Annotated in this window: 13 protein-coding genes; 7 read left to right on the forward strand and 6 right to left on the reverse strand. The window is 68.2% G+C overall.

What is annotated here, in order from left to right:
• Nucleotides 1-14: 14 nt before the first annotated feature.
• Together ACZZZN_RS05265 and ACZZZN_RS05270 are read left to right on the forward strand one after the other, a co-directional pair.
• Entirely contained in the window at nucleotides 15-671 is a 657-nt protein-coding gene (locus ACZZZN_RS05265; RefSeq protein ID WP_463504142.1) for an SDR family oxidoreductase, read from the forward strand.
• Between the two features lie 5 nt (nucleotides 672-676).
• The gene (locus tag ACZZZN_RS05270; protein ID WP_463504143.1) at nucleotides 677-1,873 is read left to right on the forward strand and encodes a glycoside hydrolase family 3 N-terminal domain-containing protein; all 1,197 of its coding nucleotides are present in this window, start codon (nucleotides 677-679) and stop codon (nucleotides 1,871-1,873) included.
• Between the two features lie 18 nt (nucleotides 1,874-1,891).
• Here the strand turns inward: ACZZZN_RS05270 and ACZZZN_RS05275 are convergent, their stop codons facing one another.
• The 3 genes from ACZZZN_RS05275 to ACZZZN_RS05285 are packed head-to-tail and all read right to left on the reverse strand — an operon-like array spanning nucleotide 1,892 to nucleotide 4,470.
• Nucleotides 1,892-2,761, reverse strand: coding sequence for a 3-methyladenine DNA glycosylase (locus ACZZZN_RS05275; protein WP_463504144.1), 870 nt, complete (start codon nucleotides 2,759-2,761; stop codon nucleotides 1,892-1,894).
• Nucleotide 2,762: 1 nt separating this feature from the next.
• Nucleotides 2,763-3,788 carry an App1 family protein gene (locus tag ACZZZN_RS05280; RefSeq protein WP_463504145.1) on the reverse strand — a complete coding sequence of 342 codons (1,026 nt, stop codon included), beginning with the start codon at nucleotides 3,786-3,788 and terminating at the stop codon, nucleotides 2,763-2,765.
• Between the two features lie 4 nt (nucleotides 3,789-3,792).
• A complete protein-coding gene (locus tag ACZZZN_RS05285) occupies nucleotides 3,793-4,470 on the reverse strand; it encodes a DedA family protein (RefSeq protein ID WP_463504146.1) in 678 nt (225 codons plus the stop codon).
• A gap of 41 nt (nucleotides 4,471-4,511) precedes the next feature.
• On the opposite strand from ACZZZN_RS05285, the gene ACZZZN_RS05290 reads away from it, so the two are divergent.
• The 3 genes from ACZZZN_RS05290 (at nucleotide 4,512) to ACZZZN_RS05300 (ending at nucleotide 9,127) form a co-directional block, all read left to right on the forward strand.
• Nucleotides 4,512-5,822 carry an anthranilate synthase component I family protein gene (locus ACZZZN_RS05290; protein WP_463504147.1) on the forward strand — a complete coding sequence of 437 codons (1,311 nt, stop codon included), beginning with the start codon at nucleotides 4,512-4,514 and terminating at the stop codon, nucleotides 5,820-5,822.
• 33 nt (nucleotides 5,823-5,855) lie between these two features.
• Nucleotides 5,856-8,432: a leucine--tRNA ligase gene (leuS, locus tag ACZZZN_RS05295; RefSeq protein ID WP_463504148.1), complete on the forward strand. Its 2,577-nt coding sequence runs from the start codon at nucleotides 5,856-5,858 to the stop codon at nucleotides 8,430-8,432.
• A 92-nt stretch (nucleotides 8,433-8,524) separates the two neighbouring features.
• Nucleotides 8,525-9,127: a helix-hairpin-helix domain-containing protein gene (locus ACZZZN_RS05300; RefSeq protein WP_463504149.1), complete on the forward strand. Its 603-nt coding sequence runs from the start codon at nucleotides 8,525-8,527 to the stop codon at nucleotides 9,125-9,127.
• A gap of 13 nt (nucleotides 9,128-9,140) precedes the next feature.
• On the opposite strand, the gene ACZZZN_RS05305 is transcribed toward ACZZZN_RS05300, so the two are convergent.
• The 3 genes from ACZZZN_RS05305 to ACZZZN_RS05315 all read right to left on the reverse strand — a co-directional run bounded on the left by ACZZZN_RS05305 (nucleotide 9,141) and on the right by ACZZZN_RS05315 (nucleotide 12,849).
• Nucleotides 9,141-10,508: a D-alanyl-D-alanine carboxypeptidase family protein gene (locus ACZZZN_RS05305; RefSeq protein ID WP_463504150.1), complete on the reverse strand. Its 1,368-nt coding sequence runs from the start codon at nucleotides 10,506-10,508 to the stop codon at nucleotides 9,141-9,143.
• 126 nt (nucleotides 10,509-10,634) lie between these two features.
• Complete coding sequence (locus ACZZZN_RS05310; RefSeq protein WP_463504151.1) at nucleotides 10,635-11,912, reverse strand: FAD-dependent oxidoreductase; 1,278 nt, start codon at nucleotides 11,910-11,912, stop codon at nucleotides 10,635-10,637.
• A gap of 142 nt (nucleotides 11,913-12,054) precedes the next feature.
• On the reverse strand, nucleotides 12,055-12,849 hold the full coding sequence (locus tag ACZZZN_RS05315) for an SDR family NAD(P)-dependent oxidoreductase (protein ID WP_463504152.1): 795 nt from the start codon (nucleotides 12,847-12,849) through the stop codon (nucleotides 12,055-12,057).
• Between the two features lie 684 nt (nucleotides 12,850-13,533).
• On the opposite strand from ACZZZN_RS05315, the gene ACZZZN_RS05320 reads away from it, so the two are divergent.
• Together ACZZZN_RS05320 and ACZZZN_RS05325 are read left to right on the forward strand one after the other, a co-directional pair.
• A complete protein-coding gene (locus ACZZZN_RS05320) occupies nucleotides 13,534-14,355 on the forward strand; it encodes a lysostaphin resistance A-like protein (RefSeq protein ID WP_463504153.1) in 822 nt (273 codons plus the stop codon).
• A gap of 581 nt (nucleotides 14,356-14,936) precedes the next feature.
• The gene (locus ACZZZN_RS05325) at nucleotides 14,937-17,222 is read left to right on the forward strand and encodes a ComEC/Rec2 family competence protein (RefSeq protein ID WP_463504154.1); all 2,286 of its coding nucleotides are present in this window, start codon (nucleotides 14,937-14,939) and stop codon (nucleotides 17,220-17,222) included.
• Nucleotides 17,223-17,277 lie beyond the last annotated feature (55 nt).

The following is a 17,277-nucleotide window of genomic DNA, read 5'->3' on the forward strand; positions in this document are numbered from 1 at the left end:
GTAGGGTGGAGGACATGTCGCGAATCATCGTCTTCGGCGGCCACGGCCGCATCGCACTGCTGCTCGCTCCTCTCCTCGTCGCTCGAGGTGACGAGGTCACGGCGGTCATCCGCAATCCTGATCATGTCGCCGAGGTCGAGCAGGGCGGTGCCCGTGCGCTCGTCGCCGACGTCGAGTCCCTGGGCACGGAGGAGCTCGCCGCGATCATCGGCGGCCACGATGCCGTGGTGTGGTCCGCCGGCGCAGGGGGCGGCTCAGCGGAGCGCACCTACGCGGTCGACCGCGATGCTGCGATCCGCACGATGGATGCCGCAGCGGATGCCGACGTGAAGCGATACGTGATGGTCTCCTGGATCGGGTCGAAGGCCGATCATGGCGTCCCTGAGGACTCCGACTTCTTCCCCTACGCCGACGCCAAATGGGCTGCAGACGAGCACCTGCGCGGCACCGATCTCGACGGCACGATCCTCGGACCGGGAACGCTCACGTTCGACGAGCCGACCGGGCGAATCCTCCTCGATGCCGAGGGCAAGGCAGAGGTCTCCCGTGCCGATGTCGCGGCCGTGATCGCCGAGACGCTCGAGAATCCATCGACCTTCGGCCGCACGATCCGCTTCGGCAACGGAGGCGACGAGGACTCCACGCCGATCGCCGACGCGTTCCGCGCCTGAGAGACATGTCTCGCTGCCGGGGCTGGGCCGCCGGAGCGATGATCGCCGTCGCGGCACTGGCCGTTCCGGCGAGCGCGTCGGCCGGAGCCGCCCACGCGGCCGCGACTCCCTCCGCGCACGTCGCCGCGGCGGGCGCCGCCTCGCCCGGCCCAGACGAACGCGCCGCGGCGATGGTCGAGAACATGACCACATCCGAGCAGGCGGCGAGCGTCGTGATGGGGCACACCTCCACGACCGACCCCGCGGCGTTGAGCGCGTATATGGCTCAGGGGCTGGGCGGGTTCATCCTGATGGGCGGGAACATCCCGGCCAGCGGTGTCGACCTGACGGCGATCACGACCGCACTCGCCCCTGACGCGGATCTGCCCCCTCTCATCGCGATCGATCAGGAGGGCGGCATCGTGTCGCGGCTGGAGGGCGACGACTACGCCGCATCCACGACGCTCAAGTCCGCGCCCCTCGATCAGACGACGGCCGCGTTCTCCGCGCGCGCCTCGCTCGTGGCGCAGTCCGGAATCACGGTGAACTTCGGCACCGTCGCCGACGTCACCGCCGACCCGTCGTCATTCATCCACGGCAGAGCGCTGGGCATCGATCCGGCCTCTGCGGCCCAACGGGTCGCTGCCGCCACCGTCGCGCAGGAGCAGTTCCTTGCCTCGACACTCAAGCACTTCCCCGGCCACGGCGCGGCTCCCGGTGACTCTCACCACGCGATCCCGAGCACGGACGAGTCGCTGGAGCAGTGGCGGGCCTCGGACGCGACACCGTTCGCTGCGGGGATCGACGCGGGGGCCTCCGTGCTGATGTTCGGGCACCTCGCATACACCGCGGTGGATCCGGCTCCGGCTTCGTTGTCGCCGCGGTGGCACGAGATCGCTCGTGAAGAGCTCGGTTTCGACGGAGTGATCGTGAGCGACGATCTCGGTATGCTCCAGTCCTCCGGAATCCCCGCGTATGCGGACCCCGTCGCGAACGCGATCTCTGCACTCGCGGCGGGTACCGACCTCGTGCTCATGATCGCCGGTTCGACGGATCAGACGGCGGGGCAGATCGTCAGCGGCGTGACCGCAGCGGTCGAATCCGGAGGCCTGTCGGCCGACCGGCTCGCCGATGCGGCGACGCGCGTGCTGACCTTGCGAGGGGAACTCAGCGCGTCGAGCGCCGAGTGGGTGCTGTGCGGCGAATGCGAGCCGGTCGAGTGAGGTCGCAGCGAGAAGGTGTCAGACGTCTGAGGTGACCGGAAGTTCCGCTCCGAGCCAGACGTTCAGCAACTCGGTGCGCAGCGATGCTCCTCGATCGGCGAAGACCCGCTGGCGACGCACATACTCGGCCTTGCCCTCAGCGGTCTCGATGCGCACGGGCACGATGCCCCACGCCGAGAGGTCGTAGGGCGCAGCCTGCATGTCGAGCAGCCGGATGTCGCGTGCGTGCTCGAATGCGTCGAGCAGCAGCTCGCCCGGTACGAGTGGCCCGAGCTTCAGAGCCCACTTGTACAGGTCCATACCGGCGTGCAGACATCCCGGTTGTTCGAAGAGGGGCTGGTCGTCGCGCGTCAGCGCTTCTCGGTTGAGCGGAACGGCCTCGGGGGTGAAGAACCGGAAGGCATCGAAGTGCGTGCAGCGCAGATCGTGGCTCTCGATCACCGCATCGGTGCCGGACCGGCCGAGCCGGAGCGGCACGGAATGTCGATGCTCGTCGGCGCGATAGACCATGGCCCACTCATGCAGCCCGAAGCATCCGAACTGTCCGGGTCGAGATGATGTGCGCCGCAGCATCCGCTCGATCAGCGCGGCGAGTTCGGACTTCTCGCTCGCGAAGAGATCCGCATCGGGAACGACGCCACCGGCCGTCGCGCCGGGGGAGTACCAGCGCCAGCTCGCGCGCTCGGGAGCGTCCTCGAGTTCGACGCCGGCGCCGGGGTGCCACCGTCTCAACTGTGCCGGCTTATACGAATAGTAGGTGAAGAGGAAGTCCCAGACCGGATGCTTCTCGCCGCGAGCCGAACGCGCGCGATGCTCGGCGGTGAGCGCATCCGCCCGCTCGTGGTGCGCCGCCTCGCGCCTCTGCCACTCGGCACGGAAGAGGATCATCTCAACGCAGGATGCCGGCTTCGCCGAGCAGATCGCGGAGGCCTGCTCCGTCTTCGGCGCTCACCCACGGGGCGACATCCTCGGAGTGGGGCTCGCGTCCTGCACGACCACCCGCGAGCACGGCCTCGGCGGGCAGCAGACGGCGGATGGCGACGCCTGCCACGGAGTCGGGGTGCTCGTCCATGAACTGGGAGTAGATCGCCTCGTCGTGCTGGCCGTCGTCGCCGATGAGCAGCCACTTCATCTCGGGGAACTCGGTGGCCAGGCGGCGCAGGTTCGTCAACTTGTGCTCACGACCGCTGCGGAACCAGCGGTCGTGAGTGGGGCCCCAGTCGGTGAGGAGCATGGACCCGGCGGGGAAGAGATGGCGTCCGAGAAAGCGGGTCAGTGTGGGAGCCACATTCCACGCCCCCGTGGACAGATAGATCATGGGAGCACCGGGATGCTCGCGCAGCACCTGGTCGAGCAGCACGGCCATGCCGGGCACAGGAAGTCGAGCGTGCTCGTCAACGACGAACGAGTTCCACGCGGCGATGAACGGGCGAGGGAGCGCGGTGACCATCACGGTGTCGTCGACGTCTGACACGATGCCGAATCGTGTGGACTCCGACACCACGAATGCCGTCGTCTCGACGGGTTTCTGACCTTCGACCGAGAAAGTGAACGTCTGCCACCCGGGCTCCAGCGTCGACTCCACGACCGAGTCGATCACGCCGCCCCGGTCTGCGATCACATGGTGCACCGAGTCGCCGATCTGCACGGTGACCTTGGCGAAGCTCACCGGGATGCCGACGAAGCTCCGCCAACCTCTGACGCTGGCAGGCTCTCCGTCCTTCGTCCGTCGCTGCGGAGGGACGATCAGCACCCGACCGACGACGCGCACCCATCCGGGACCGCCGTAACCGGGGAACGGCAGAATCGTCGCCGTACGACCGCGGCGGCGCGCTCGGCCCTCTCGCCACACATGGAAGCGGTGTTCGAGACGCGCGAACCAGTGGATCCGGGGCGCCGGGGGTGCGGAAGCCATTGCTTCAGTCTTTCACGTCCGCGCTGCTCTGCGTGTCGGCGTCGCCGGACTCGAGGTGGCGTGCCTCCAGACGCGCGAGCACCTTCTTGCCCACGAAGATCAGCACGAGGAAGAGCGCGATGATCCCGACGAAGATGTAGCCGGCGAAATGCACGCGGTCCACGAGCTCACGGAAGCTGCCGGCAGCGAGCGACGTGATGCTCACGTAGGCCGCCGCCCACAGCAGGCAGGCAGGCGTCGTCCATGCGATGAAACGTCGGTATGAGAAGTGGCTCATCCCCACCGTGAGCGGTACCAGGGAGTGCAGCACGGGAAGGAAGCGCGAGAGGAAGATGGCGATGCCGCCGCGCCGGGCGAGGTAGTTCTCCGCCCGGACCCAGTTGGCCTCGCCGACGCGACGGCCTATCCACGAGCGGCGGATGTGCGGCCCTGCCCAGCGGCCGAGCCAGAATCCGATGCTCTCGCCGATCAAGGCGCCGATGACGACGGCGACCACCATGGCGATGGCCTCGATGAGGCCGGAGACTCCCATGGAGGCGATGATGACGATCGTGTCGCCGGGAACGACGAGACCGATGAGAATGCTCGTCTCGAGCATCACTGCGACGCCGGCGATGAGCGTGCGCGTGACTGGATCGATCGACTGGATCAGGTCGAACAGCCACAGCAGCAGGTCATCCACTCCTTGAGAATACGGGAGCAGGGGAGGCCTAGGCTGAGAACGTGCCCGACCGCCTGACCGCTCGCGTCCTGCCCCTCGAGGTCGATCCCGACGCTCTGTTCGTCGCCCTCGAAGCCGTGGTCGAGGACGTCTTCTGGTTGGATGCCGGTGCTGGAGCCGTCGAGGGCTGGAGCTATGTCGGCACCGGGGAGGCGTCACCCGTTCCCGACGACGTTCGCATCGATGCCACGGCCGCGACCGTCGCGGCAGGGCCGCCGCTGCAGAGCGGCTGGATCGGGTGGTGGGACTACGAGTCAGGGGCGCGCGCCGCAGGGGCGCCGATCGTACTCGGGGAGGACGAGCCCGCGGCGGCAGGGGTGCGCATCACACGGATGGCCGCCTTCGAGCACGCGACGGGTCGAGTGTGGACCGTGACGGACGAGCACGATCATGACGCATGGGCGGGGTACATCGCCTCGGTGAGCCCGGCGCCGGCCGTGGCGGCTGTCTCGGAGACCACGGTGGCGGTCGCCAGGCATGCTCCTGACGAGTATGCGGCGCTCATCGAGCGATGCCGCGAGCTGATCCGGGCGGGCACCGCCTATCAGCTCTGCCTCACCACGCGGTTCTCCGTGCCCGGGGCCCATGACCCGGTGGCGACGTATCGCCGGCTCCGATCAGCGACACCGGCCCATCACGGGGGATACCTGCGCATCGCCGGGGTGACGCTTCTGAGCGCCAGCCCGGAGCAGTTCCTGCACGCCGAGGCCGGTGTGATCCGCACCCGACCGATCAAGGGCACGCGTCCCCGCGGACGAGACGCCGTCGATGACGCAGCACTCGCTGCGGAGCTCGCCGTCGACCCGAAGGAGCGTGCGGAGAACGTCATGATCGTCGACCTCATGCGCAACGATCTCTCGCGGGTCAGCGAGCCGGGGTCCATCCGCGTCGACGCGCTCTGGGAGGTCGAGACATATCCGGCCGTGCACCAACTGGTCAGTACTGTCAGCGGCACAGTGGCGCACGGGACGACGCTCGGCGGTCTCCTCGCCTCGGCGTTTCCCGCGGGAAGCATGACGGGGGCACCGAAGCTGTCTGCCATGACCGCGCTGCGGGACCTCGAAGGAGGACCGCGCGGGCTCTACTCCGGATGCTTCGGCTACGTCGGCGACGACGGGACGATCGACCTGGCCATGGTCATCCGGAGCGTCGTCCTCGATAATCGCGGTGCACGCGTCGGTGCGGGCGGGGGGATCACCTGGCGGTCGGTTGCGGCATCCGAGGTCCGAGAGGTCGCGACCAAGGCGAGTGCACCGTTGGCCGCACTCGGAGCGGAAATGCCGGGCGCCTGGGCTTCCGATATCCTGAGCTGATCCCCTTTTCCCTTCAGATTGGTCGTGCGTTCGTTGTCTGAGAACCTGTCCACCTCTCCCGTCGACGAGGAGTCCTCCTCGGCGCACGCCATCCAGGCCAAGTGGCAGAAGTACTGGGCGGAGAACGGCACGTTCCTCACTGGCGGCGACGACGACACGCGGCCGCGTCGCTACGTGCTCGCGATGTTCCCGTATCCCTCGGGCGATCTGCACATGGGGCACGCCGAGAACTACCTCTACTCCGACATCGTCGCGCGCTTCTGGCGCCACCGCGGCCACAATGTGCTCAACCCGATCGGCTGGGACTCCTTCGGTCTGCCCGCTGAGAACGCGGCGATCCGTCAGGGCGCCGACCCCCGCGAGTGGACCTACCAGAACATCGCCCAGCAGAAGGTCGGGTTCGAGGCCTATGGCGTCTCGTTCGACTGGAGTCGGGTGCTGCACACCTCCGACCCCGAGTACTACCGCTGGAATCAGTGGCTGTTCCTGCAGATGTCGGAGCGTGGCCTGGCTTACCGCAAGAAGAGCCCGGTCAACTGGTGCCCCAACGACCAGACCGTGCTGGCGAACGAACAGGTCGTCGACGGCCGCTGCGAACGCTGCGGCTTCGAGGTCGTCAAGAAGAAGCTGACCCAGTGGTACTTCCGGATCACCGACTACGCGGACCGTCTGCTCGACGACCTGAACCAGCTCGAGGGACGCTGGCCGCACAAGGTGCTGCAGATGCAGCGCAACTGGATCGGTCGCTCGGTCGGAGCCGATGTCGACTTCCGCATCGAAGGCCGCGACGAGCCGGTCACGGTCTTCTCGACGCGCCCTGACACCCTGCACGGTGCGACGTTCTTCGTCGTCGCGCCCGACGGTGATCTCGCTGCCGAGCTGGCAGCCGACGCTCCGGTCGAGGTGCGCGAGCGCTTCGAGAAGTACCTGGGTGACGTGCAGAAGACGACCGACATCGATCGCCAGTCGACGGATCGCCCGAAGACCGGTGTCTTCCTCGAGCGCTACGCGATCAACCCCGTGAGTGGCGAGAAGCTGCCGATCTGGGCCGCCGATTACGTGCTGGCGGACTATGGCCACGGCGCCGTCATGGCGGTGCCTGCGCACGATCAGCGTGACCTCGATTTCGCCCGCGCGTTCGACCTGCCGGTCAAGGTCGTGGTCGACACGACGGCACCGATCACCGGCGCCATGCCTGTGATCGAGGTCGACGATGAGGGCGTGCCGATCGATACCGGTGCAGCACTCGACGAGCAGAACCCGGCGTCGACGGGCATCGCGCTGACCGGCGAAGGCCGCATGATCAACTCCGGCGCGCTCAACGGCCTCTCCAAGCGCAATGCGATCGCCAGGGCGATCGAGCAGCTCGAGGCATCCGGAACGGGTCGTGCCGCGAAGAACTACCGTCTGCGCGACTGGCTGATCTCGCGCCAGCGCTTCTGGGGCACCCCGATCCCGATGCTCCACGCCGAGGACGGCAGCATCATCCCGGTGCCCGAAGACAAGCTGCCCGTCACGCTGCCCAGCGTCGAGGGCCTCGACCTGAAGCCCAAGGGCACCTCGCCCCTGGGCGGCGCGGAGAGCTGGGTGCGCACCGTCGATCCCGCGTCCGGTGAGCCGGTGCTTCGCGACCCCGACACGATGGACACGTTCGTCGACAGCTCGTGGTACTTCCTGCGGTTCCTCTCGCCGAACAGCGACACCGTGGCATTCGACCCGGCACAGGCTGCTCGTTGGGCACCGGTCGACTCATACATCGGCGGTGTCGAGCACGCGATCCTGCACCTGCTGTACGCGCGCTTCATCACGAAGGTCCTGTTCGACATGGGACTCATCGACTTCACCGAGCCGTTCTCGAACCTGATCAACCAGGGCATGGTGCTGCTCGACGGACAGAAGATGTCGAAGAGCAAGGGAAACCTCGTGCTCTTCCAGGAGGAGCTCGACGCTCATGGCGCTGACGCGCTGCGCGTGGGCCTCGCCTTCGCCGGCCCGGTCGAAGACGACAAGGACTGGGCCGACGTCTCGACGACCGGTGCCCAGAAGTTCCTGTCACGCGTGCTGCGCATCGCGCATGAGGTCTCGAGCCCCGTCGACGTGGTGTTCGCCGGCGGCGACGCCACGCTGCGCCGCGCGACGCACAAGCTGCTGTCCGAGGCGCCGGGTCTCGTCGAGCAGACGAAGTTCAACGTGCTCGTCGCCCGACTGATGGAGCTGGTGAACGTCACGCGCAAGACGATCGACGGCGCCGGAGGCGCGGGTGACCCCGCGGTGCGGGAGGCGGCCGAGACGATCGCAGTGATGCTCGACCTCATCGCCCCGCACACCGCGGAGGAGATGTGGGAGGCTCTCGGCCACGAGCCGTCCGTCGGCCTGGTGACGTGGCGTTCCGCCGACCCCGTGCTGCTGGTCGAAGACACCGTCACGGCAGTCGTGCAGGTCGGCGGCAAGGTCCGCGCGCAGCTGGAGGTCTCCGCTCGCATCGGCGAGGCCGAGCTCGAAGCGCTCGCCCGTGCCGACGAGCGTGTGATCCGCTCGATCGGCGACCGCGAGATCGTGAAGGTCGTCGTGCGCGCGCCGAAGATCGTGAGCATCGTCGTCAAGGGCTGAGCAGTCCTGCACCGCGTGCCGCTGTCCGTGATTCTCCACGGCCGGCGGCACGCTGCACGAGGCGAGGGATCGCCTCCCCTTAGCGTGGCCGGATGCCCGAGACACCGCCGAGTCCTCCGCGAACTCGCCGATTCCAGGTGAGTATCGGTGCGGCCGTGGTCGTCGGACTCGTGGTCCTGTCGGGAGCGGTCGGTCTCGGTCTGCTCAAGGGGCAGTCGGCGCCGACCGAGTCGGTGGCACTGACCGCGGACGCCGGTGAGACCGCGGCATCGGGAGAGCTCTACGTGCACGTGCTCGGGGCAGTCGCGCATCCGGGCCTGTATGTCCTCGATCTCGATTCCCGCATGGTCGATGCCGTAGCCGCCGCCGGTGGTACGACCGATGACGCCGATCTGGCAGGCATCAATCTGGCTCGCGTGCTCGAAGACGGCGAGCAGATCGTCGTTCCGGTCGTCGCGGCGGTGGGTGGTGAGGGCGGTGCCGGTCCGTCTCAGCCCGCCGACGACCGGATCGATCTCAACAGCGCGGACCAGGCCTCGCTCGAGACGCTGCCTCGCATCGGTCCGGCGCTGGCCGAGCGGATCATCGCATGGCGCGAGGAGAACGGGCGATTCGCGTCCGTCGACGATCTGCTGGCTGTGCCCGGAATCGGTGAGAAGCTGCTCGCCGGCATCCGCGATGGTGTGCGGGTGTGAGGGGCCGACGGCCTCAGTCCACGGCGTCCATCACAGAGCCGAGCTCAGACGGGTGAGTGAGTCGCCACCACTCGGTGGGCGGATCGATGGTCCCCGCGATCGTCACGGGAGCGGTGACGGTGTTCGGGCCGGCCGTCCAGGTGACGGTTCCGACGACCGTGCCGTCTCGGTAGGTGGGTGGGGTCTCGATATCCATCGTCACCTCGATCGGGGTGTCCGACCAGGTGAAGATCGACGCGCTCTCGCCGATCAGGAGCGTGGCGGTCTCTCCCCAGGGGGTCGAGATGGATCCGACTTCCTGGCCTTCGGTCGCGACGGGCACCTGGTGGAAACCTGAGCGGATGCTGTCGAGGGCGGAGACCACGGTGGCGTTCACCGACTCGCGCGATGCTCCTCCGAGGACGACGCCGGTGACGGCGAGCGGAGCGGCCGTGCCGACGTCGAGTGTCGCCGTGTACAGGAGGTTGTGTGTGCCCGTGCCCAGGTTGCCGGTCTTCAATCCCGTGATCCCGGCGGTGCCGAGGAGTCCGTTGGTGTTGTGCAGCGGGCCGGCGCCGGGGATCGTGACCGATGAGGTCGCGACGATCTGAGCGATGGCCGGATGCGCGGCGGCGAGTTTCGCGATGGCCAGCAGGTCGGCGGTCGTGCTCGTGTTGCGCGGACTGATGCCGGTGGGCTCCGCGACCGTCGTACCGGTGAGTCCGTGGGCTGCGAGCCAGTCGCGCGTCGCGCCGAGGAATGCACTCTGCGATCCGAAGATCCGCGATGACAGCGCCTCGGCGTAGTTGCTCGCGGAGGGGATGAGCATGACCGCCAGGGCATCGTGCAGCGACATCGAGGTGTCGGTGGGCATCGGAGCGATGGTCGCGCCCTGCACGTAGTACTGGTCGTAGAGATCGTGGTCGGCCTTGTCGAATGTGATGGTCGGCCCGGGGTCGTCGGCCGAGGCGAGCGGCGATGCATCGAGGATGACGAGGGCGGTGATCAGCTTGGTGATGCTCGCGATCGGGAGCGGTTCGCCCGTCCCTGTGATCGACCAGGTGCCGCTGGCCGTCTCGCCCAGATAGGCCTCGGCTCCGGCGATGCTGATCGCCGAGGCGGCGGCCGGCGGTGCGGCGAAGGCAGCAGGGGCGCCGACCGGGACCTGCGGTGTGTGCGTGGTCGCCGCGGGCGGGTTCACCGGCGTGGTGAGCGCCCACCCGATGTAGCCGCCCGTCACAGCGAGCAGCAGAACAATGCAGGCGGTGGTGATGATGAGCCCTCGTCGCCTGCGCTTTCGGCGCACCGCGGGATCGATCAGGTCGCCGCTGAGCTCCTGCTCGTGGGCCATGAGGTCTGCGAAATCGGAGAGGGCGTCGGCCGATTGATCGCGCGTCGTCATCGAGAGCCCCTCATCGCGCCCACCTGTCGCTCGCAATCCTCACAAAAGGCAATCCTCGCGTATGTCCGCAGCCTCCGGTATCGGCCGTTCGGGGGACAAGCGCGGCGTCGCGAGTACGTGAGACCGTCAGCTGTGATGCGGTGGGCTGCTGCTCGACGCTCGCGCGTCGGTCAAGAGCACACGCGCGGCGCGTTCGCCGGACGCGAGCGCTCCTTGGATCGACGCGGTGTCGCGATGGTCGCCGACGACGTACAGCCGCTCGGTGCGACGCGGCGGTCGGGGCGCGCGCAGGGGCGCCGGCTGGGCCGGGAGCGCGTCGACGATGTCGTCGCGCCGGATGAGCTCCCACGCGCTGATGTCTGCATCCCAGATCTCACCGAGGTGGCGGCGGACCTCGCTCTCCTCCGCGGGGTCACCGCCTCGCGGCAGCAGGCCAGTAGCAGCGATGAGGTGGTGCCCGGCCGGGGCGTAAGAAGGCACTGTGTGTGTCATCACGACGGTGTTGACGATGGGGCCGCGTCCGTGCCGCCCGTCGACGGTGAGCAACGCGGATCCGGTCGGCGGTTCGGCAGCGGCGAACCACCAGGTCTGCAGCCCGTTCGTCGCCGGCTCGGCAAGCCCGGTGAGACCGGCGACATCCTCGGGGCCGACCGCGACGACCACCCGGGCGGCGTGGACGGAGTCGCCGTCGGTCACGTCCGCGCGGATGCCTTCTCCGAGAGCCGAAACGCGTTCCACGGCGGCGCCGAGACGGATGTCAGCGCCCGCCGTGCGTGCGTGTGCCGCAAGCTGCTCCGGAACCGCAGCGATCCCTTGTGCGGGGAGGCCGGGGCGGCCCAGCGCGAAGTACCGCACGAGCAGCCGGGCGAACGCGTTCGATGTCTCGCCGCGGCTCTCCGCCAGGACCCCGGCGAGGAACGGTTCGAGCACGGCGGTGCGGAGCGGGCCGCGGAGCCCCACGGCGTCCCAGCCCTCGCGCAGCGTGACGTCGTTCCGTGCGAGACGTGAGAGCGGACGCACCAATGCCGGTGCGGCCCAGCGAGCCAGCCCGACCGCATCCCGACTGTTCACCAGGCCGCTGCGCAGTGAGGTGCCGATCGACAGCGGATGCCGCAACGGATGCCGCAGCTCGGCCATCCCATCCGCCGTGCGCACCCCTACACCCACCGGGAAGCTCCGCAGTGCGAGCGCATCGAGATCGACGCTGCGGCGGAGCGCGGGGTAAGCCGGGTTGAGTACCTGAAAGCCACGATCCAGCCGGAAGCCGTCGACGATGTCGGTGCGCTGACGTCCTCCGACGGCATCAGCGGCCTCGAGGACGACGACATCGAGCCCGCCCGCGGCGAGCAGTCCAGCGCAGCGGAGGCCCGCGAGTCCGGCGCCGATCACGATCACGTCATGCATTCGCGACGACTTCCTCTCTCGAGATCGAGCTGGTCGCGAGCACGATCCCCGGATTGCGCAGCGGCCGCTCCATGGCACCAGCGTACGATGGTGTCGAATCCTGTCCACGATCGCGCGCGGATGTCGTCGCGTCCCTCCGGCCTCAGGGGACGATCGAGTCGATGTAGCCGCCGTCGACGCGCACTGCGGCGCCGGTCGTCGCCGACGCGAGTGGGGAGGCGAGGTAGGTGACCATGTTCGCGATCTCCTCGGGCTCGATGAGTCGTTGCAGCAGCGACTGCGGGCGGTGCGACTTCATGAACTCGCGCTGTGCTTCGTCCCACGGCAGCTCTGTGTCGACCAGCTCGTAGACGAAGTCCTCCACGCCGCCGGTGTGGGTCGGGCCGGCGAGCACGGAGTTGACCGTGACGCCGGTGCCCGCAGCATCCTTCGCGAATCCGCGGGAGACGGCGAGCAACGCCGTCTTCGACATCCCGTAGTGGATCATCTCGGCGGGGATCACGACGGCTGAGTCGCTGGCGATGTTCAGGACCCGGCCCCAGCCGCGCTCCTTCATCCCCGGGAGTGATGAGCGGATCAGTCGAACGGCTGCGAGCACGTTCACGTCGAAGTAGCGCCGCCATTCGTCGTCGGTGATGTCGAGGGCGGGTGTCGAGCCGAAGATGCCGAGGTTGTTGACGAGGATGTCGACCCGCCCGACGGCATCGAGCACTGCGTCTGCCCCCGCCGAGTCGGTGACGTCGCCGGGTGCGGCGACCAGATCGCGACTGGGGTTCTCGCCCTGGAGGTCGGAGACGACGGACGACACGGTTTCAGGGGTGCGTCCGTTGATGGCGACACGAGCTCCGGCATCAGCGAGTGCTGTTGCTATCGCTCGTCCGATGCCCTGGGTCGAGCCGGTCACCAGGGCTGATTTGCCTGTGAGATCGATACGCATCTGAACGTCCTCTCGGTCGGGCGGTGTGGTTCCGCCATGGACCGGGCGCCGCGCGCATGCCGGGCTCCCGTGACCGGCAACGTTACGCCGATGATCGAGGAGAGGCGGTGGGTGCGGGTGCGTGAGGCGGGTGGGTGCCTCTGGTTGATGAGCACCCGTCGAGGGCGTTCTCGCGCAGTATCCCTCCGCTGTGCGCACCCCGTAGATACAGAAGTGTATTGGGCGTATGGTGGCCGTGGCCAAGGTACGCGGCCTCCAGCCGGTGGAGTCCCCAATGAAGCCGGCTAGGTGTCCCGATGGGTTCCCCCAGGACCGGTCGGGACGCCGTCACAGCGGCCTTCAGCTGTTCGCCCCGATCATCGGCCGCGTCGTGTCCCTGATGAACCGGCGACTCAGAGTGAGCTGTCACAGCGCGATCGTCGGGTCTTTCTGCTCCTGGTCTTCGCCTGCGCTGGCTCGCGATTCCCCGTCTCGCGGGGTGAGTGGGTTCCCACCGGCATCTCGGACCGTACGGTGTCGCGGGTGGCCGCTTCGAGCAGCTTGCGGGCAGGGCGACCTACGCACTGGATAAGGTGGAGTGCTCAGCGCGACGCGGTAAGCGGATCGCGCTGAGCACTGACTACCTCGTCATCGAGCGCGCGAAGAGCAAGACGGACTGCGCACATACACCCAGGGAGCCACCTCATGACGACTCGCACCGATCCGCGACCGGTTCCCCGCAGCATCTGGGTCGGCATCGCAGCCGCTGTCCTCTACGTCCTCATCGCCGCAGTCATCGCGAACCTCCTCGACCCGCTTGCCGGCGATGATGACGCCCTGAGCTTCATCATCAACACCTGGCTTCCGGTGGGTGTCCTCATCATCATCGGGCTGTTGTTCGCCCGGCGGGCCGGCTGGCTCCGAGAAGCGTGGACATCTCCATCGCCGTTCACCGAACGCAAGCGCTGGTGGCTGCTGGCCATCCCCGTGGTCCTCGTCGTCCAGATCACGCTGATCCTCCTCGACGTACCCTGGTCGGACCGAGCTGTCCCGGTCATGCTGATCTTCCTGGGCGGATCGCTCCTGATCGGCATCGGAGAAGAACTCTATTTCCGCGGCATTTTCCGAGTCGCCATCCGCGGACACCACGGCGAGCTCGCTGCACTGCTCATCACCTCGATAGCCTTCGGTCTCGGCCACATCGTCGGCTACCTCTTCAATGGCGTGCCACTTCCCGCGACGGTTCTGGCCGTCGCCTTCCTCGCAATGGACGGCGCGCTCTTCTACGGCGCACTGAGAGCAACCGGGACGCTCTGGGTGCCCATCCTGCTCCACGGCCTCGGGGATTTCGCCCGATTCATGCAACTGGGCAGCGACGCGCACTCGGACGCGCCTGTGCTCGGCGGTGACGCCGCGGTCGCCACCGTTGAGTACGTCCTCATCGGCCTCTCGATCGCGCTTGTGATCAGTGTCGCTCGCAGCGACCATCGCGCGCGAAAGTCCGGACAAGCTATCCGAATCGCGTAGTGATCGAGACTGTAACCTTTTGAGTCGCCTGCAACGTTTCGCGGCGCGGCTCTCGCTTCCAGCGTCAGGTCTGTCAACCTCGGGGCAGCTGATCTGTGTCAGTGAGTGCCACCGGCGGTGAGGGCGTCCGGAGGGGCAACATGGTCGGTATCGGAGACGCCGCGGCAGGGGCCGAAACTTCGACACTCGAGCGCACGCCGAAGCCACGGCGGGACGCCTGATCCTCGCCCCTAAGGCGGTGCCCCAGGACACCAGTGACCCCACCCGCCGGGGCTCGTACCCCCGCGACGAACAAGAGGTGTGTGTGGGATGGACTCCCCTCGTCGACGTGAGTGACGAGCAAGGCAGACTCCATCCGTTCGATTAGTCACGGACCGCGCGCCAGCGTCCCGCTGTGCGAGACGGTATTTCCCACTACGTCTGCACATCCCTCCAGCATCCACTTAGTCTCCACGCACGTGTTCGCTTCGATCAGCGCCGCTAGACAGCTGCCAATACGGTGTTCTGATGTGCGTGGCTAACGGGCCGAACGATCTGTGCGGAACTCCGATCCTCCAGATTTCTAACGGTGCGCGGGTGTGATGCGCGATCTGCGCGTTCTGCCGATGGCCGGAGCGGCGTGGGCGGTCGCTCTTCTGTGCGTGTTCGTGCCGGTCGCGGCGGGATGGTGCGCTCTCACGGGCGCGACGGGGGCGGCCGTGGTGCTGGCTGTCATGGTGCGCCGCGCGGACCGCTCGGCATCGAGGGGCGGATTGGTGCTGGTGGTGCTCGCTGCTGCGGCTGCCGTGGCGATAGCGGTTCTCACCGCGGTACCCGCTCGCGACAGCGCGGCGTCGTGGGACGGGCGTGTGGTCGAGGCGACCGGCGAGGTCACCTCGTCTGCGTCGGTCGGTCGCGACGGTCGGTTGTGGATGGAGGTGCAGCTCACGGGCATCGGGCCGCCGGGGTCGGTGCAGGCTGCGTCGGCGCCGGTGCGGGTCGGTATCGATCCGACGGAGGGCTTCGATCTCGGCGCGACGGTCAGGGTCATGGGCGAGGTTACGGCGACGGATCCGGGGGAGAGGGCGGCGCTCGTCGTGTTCGCGAGCTCGGCCGAGGTCGACGTGCCGGCGCAGGGCGTCTTCGCCGTGGCGGCCGATCTGCGCAGCGGCTTCATCGGTCGCGTACTGAAGCTGCCCGAGCCGGGTGCCGGGCTTCTTCCTGGCCTCGCCGTCGGCGACACCCGCGCGGTGTCGGCGGAGCTCACCGAGCAGATGAAGGCGAGCGGACTCAGCCACCTGACTGCGGTCAGCGGCGCGAACTGCGCGATCGTCGTGGGCGCCATGTTCTGGCTGACTGCGCTCTGCGGCGGCGGACGACGAACCAGGGTGATCGTCGCGGCCGTGGCGCTGAGCGGGTTCATCGTGCTCGTCACCCCCGAACCGAGCGTCATTCGCGCAGGGGTCATGGCGGGTGTCGCGATGATGGCAGTGATGCTCGGGCGTCCGAGTGCCGGTGCGGGCCTCCTCGCGCTCAGCGCGACCGGCATCCTGCTCGCGGATCCGTGGTTGGCGGCGAATGCGGGCTTCGCGCTCTCCGTCGCAGCATCGGGTGCGCTGATCCTGCTGGCTCCCCACCTCGCGCGCGGGATGCGACGATGGCTGCCCTCGCCGCTCGCGCTCGCGATCGCCGTGCCCCTGGCTGCCCAACTCGTGTGCGGACCGATCATCGCGCTGTTCGCCGACCAGCAGTCACTGATCGGACTCGCCGCGAACCTGTTGGCTGCGCCAGCCGCACCGGTCGCGACGGTGATCGGGATGCTCGCATGTCTGGCGGCCCCGATCCCGCCGGTGGCAGATCTTCTCGCAGCCTCCGCATGGCTGCCGTCATCATGGATCGCCGCCACGGCGGAGGTGAGCTCGACCGTGCCTCTCGCGCAGATACTGATGCCTGCCGGGGTCGTGAGCGCCGCAGCCGTCACTGCTGTCAGCGCGGCGGTCGGGATCGTGTTGATCGGCGGGCCTCTCACGGTCGGCGGGCGTCGTCTGCGGCTCCTGGCCGGAACTGTGCTCGCCGTCGTGATCGCCCTCGGCTGTGCGCGTCTTCTGCTCGACGGGCCTCTGGCGAGCTCGACCACGCCGGACGGCTGGTCGATGGTGGCGTGCGATGTCGGGCAGGGTGATGCGCTGCTCGTCCGGTCGGAGGGGAAGGTGGCGCTGATCGATACCGGACCCGAACCGGAGCCGTTGGCCGCATGTCTTCAGTCGCTGGGGATCGACAGGATCGATCTCCTCGTGCTCACGCACTTCGACCTCGACCATGTCGGGGGTGTGACTGCGGTGCAGGGGCGCGTCGGGACCGTGGTGCACGGCCCCATCGGCGAGAGCGCCGACGACCGCATGCTCGGGCTTCTGGCCGACGGAGGGGCCACGGTCACGCTCTCTTCCGCGGGCCTTCGCGGCGAGCTCGGGGCAGCCGAGTGGAAGGTGCTGTGGCCTCAGCGCGACGCTACGGCGTTCCAGCCCGGAAATGATCTGAGCGTGATCGTCGAGATCGGAGGAGGTGATGTCCCACGCTCGCTCTTCCTGGGGGATCTGTCGGCGGAGGCGCAGCGGATGCTGATGCGCACCGCGCACATCCGCGGCGCCTTCGATGTGGTGAAGGTCGCCCACCACGGGAGCGCGGATCAGGACGCGGGGCTGTACGAGGCTTTGGCACCCGCTGCTGCGATCATCAGCGTGGGAGCGGGCAACGACTACGGGCATCCGCGCGACGAGATACTGGCGATCCTGCAGGGGACCGGCGCCCACGTGCTGCGCACCGACCTGCAGGGCCGAGTCATCGTGGCGGAGCGCGAGGGCGAGCTTCAGGTGTGGACCGACAGGTAGGCACCGCATCTGCGCCGCCGTGGGATGGTGTCCGACCTCGCCGGTAGGCTGGAGG

The sequence above is a fragment of the Microbacterium sp. AC145 genome (assembly GCF_979258505.1).

Bases quoted from the DNA above. Each gene is read 5' to 3' on its own strand.
- ACZZZN_RS05265 (WP_463504142.1), top strand. From the start codon at position 15: ATGTCGCGAATCATCGTCTTCGGCGGCCACGGCCGCATCGCACTGCTG.
- ACZZZN_RS05270 (WP_463504143.1), top strand. From the start codon at position 677: ATGTCTCGCTGCCGGGGCTGGGCCGCCGGAGCGATGATCGCCGTCGCG.
- ACZZZN_RS05275 (WP_463504144.1), bottom strand. From the start codon at position 2,761: ATGATCCTCTTCCGTGCCGAGTGGCAGAGGCGCGAGGCGGCGCACCAC.
- ACZZZN_RS05280 (WP_463504145.1), bottom strand. From the start codon at position 3,788: ATGGCTTCCGCACCCCCGGCGCCCCGGATCCACTGGTTCGCGCGTCTC.
- ACZZZN_RS05300 (WP_463504149.1), top strand. From the start codon at position 8,525: ATGCCCGAGACACCGCCGAGTCCTCCGCGAACTCGCCGATTCCAGGTG.
- ACZZZN_RS05305 (WP_463504150.1), bottom strand. From the start codon at position 10,508: ATGACGACGCGCGATCAATCGGCCGACGCCCTCTCCGATTTCGCAGAC.
- ACZZZN_RS05310 (WP_463504151.1), bottom strand. From the start codon at position 11,912: ATGCATGACGTGATCGTGATCGGCGCCGGACTCGCGGGCCTCCGCTGC.
- ACZZZN_RS05315 (WP_463504152.1), bottom strand. From the start codon at position 12,849: ATGCGTATCGATCTCACAGGCAAATCAGCCCTGGTGACCGGCTCGACC.
- ACZZZN_RS05320 (WP_463504153.1), top strand. From the start codon at position 13,534: ATGACGACTCGCACCGATCCGCGACCGGTTCCCCGCAGCATCTGGGTC.
- ACZZZN_RS05325 (WP_463504154.1), top strand. From the start codon at position 14,937: ATGCGCGATCTGCGCGTTCTGCCGATGGCCGGAGCGGCGTGGGCGGTC.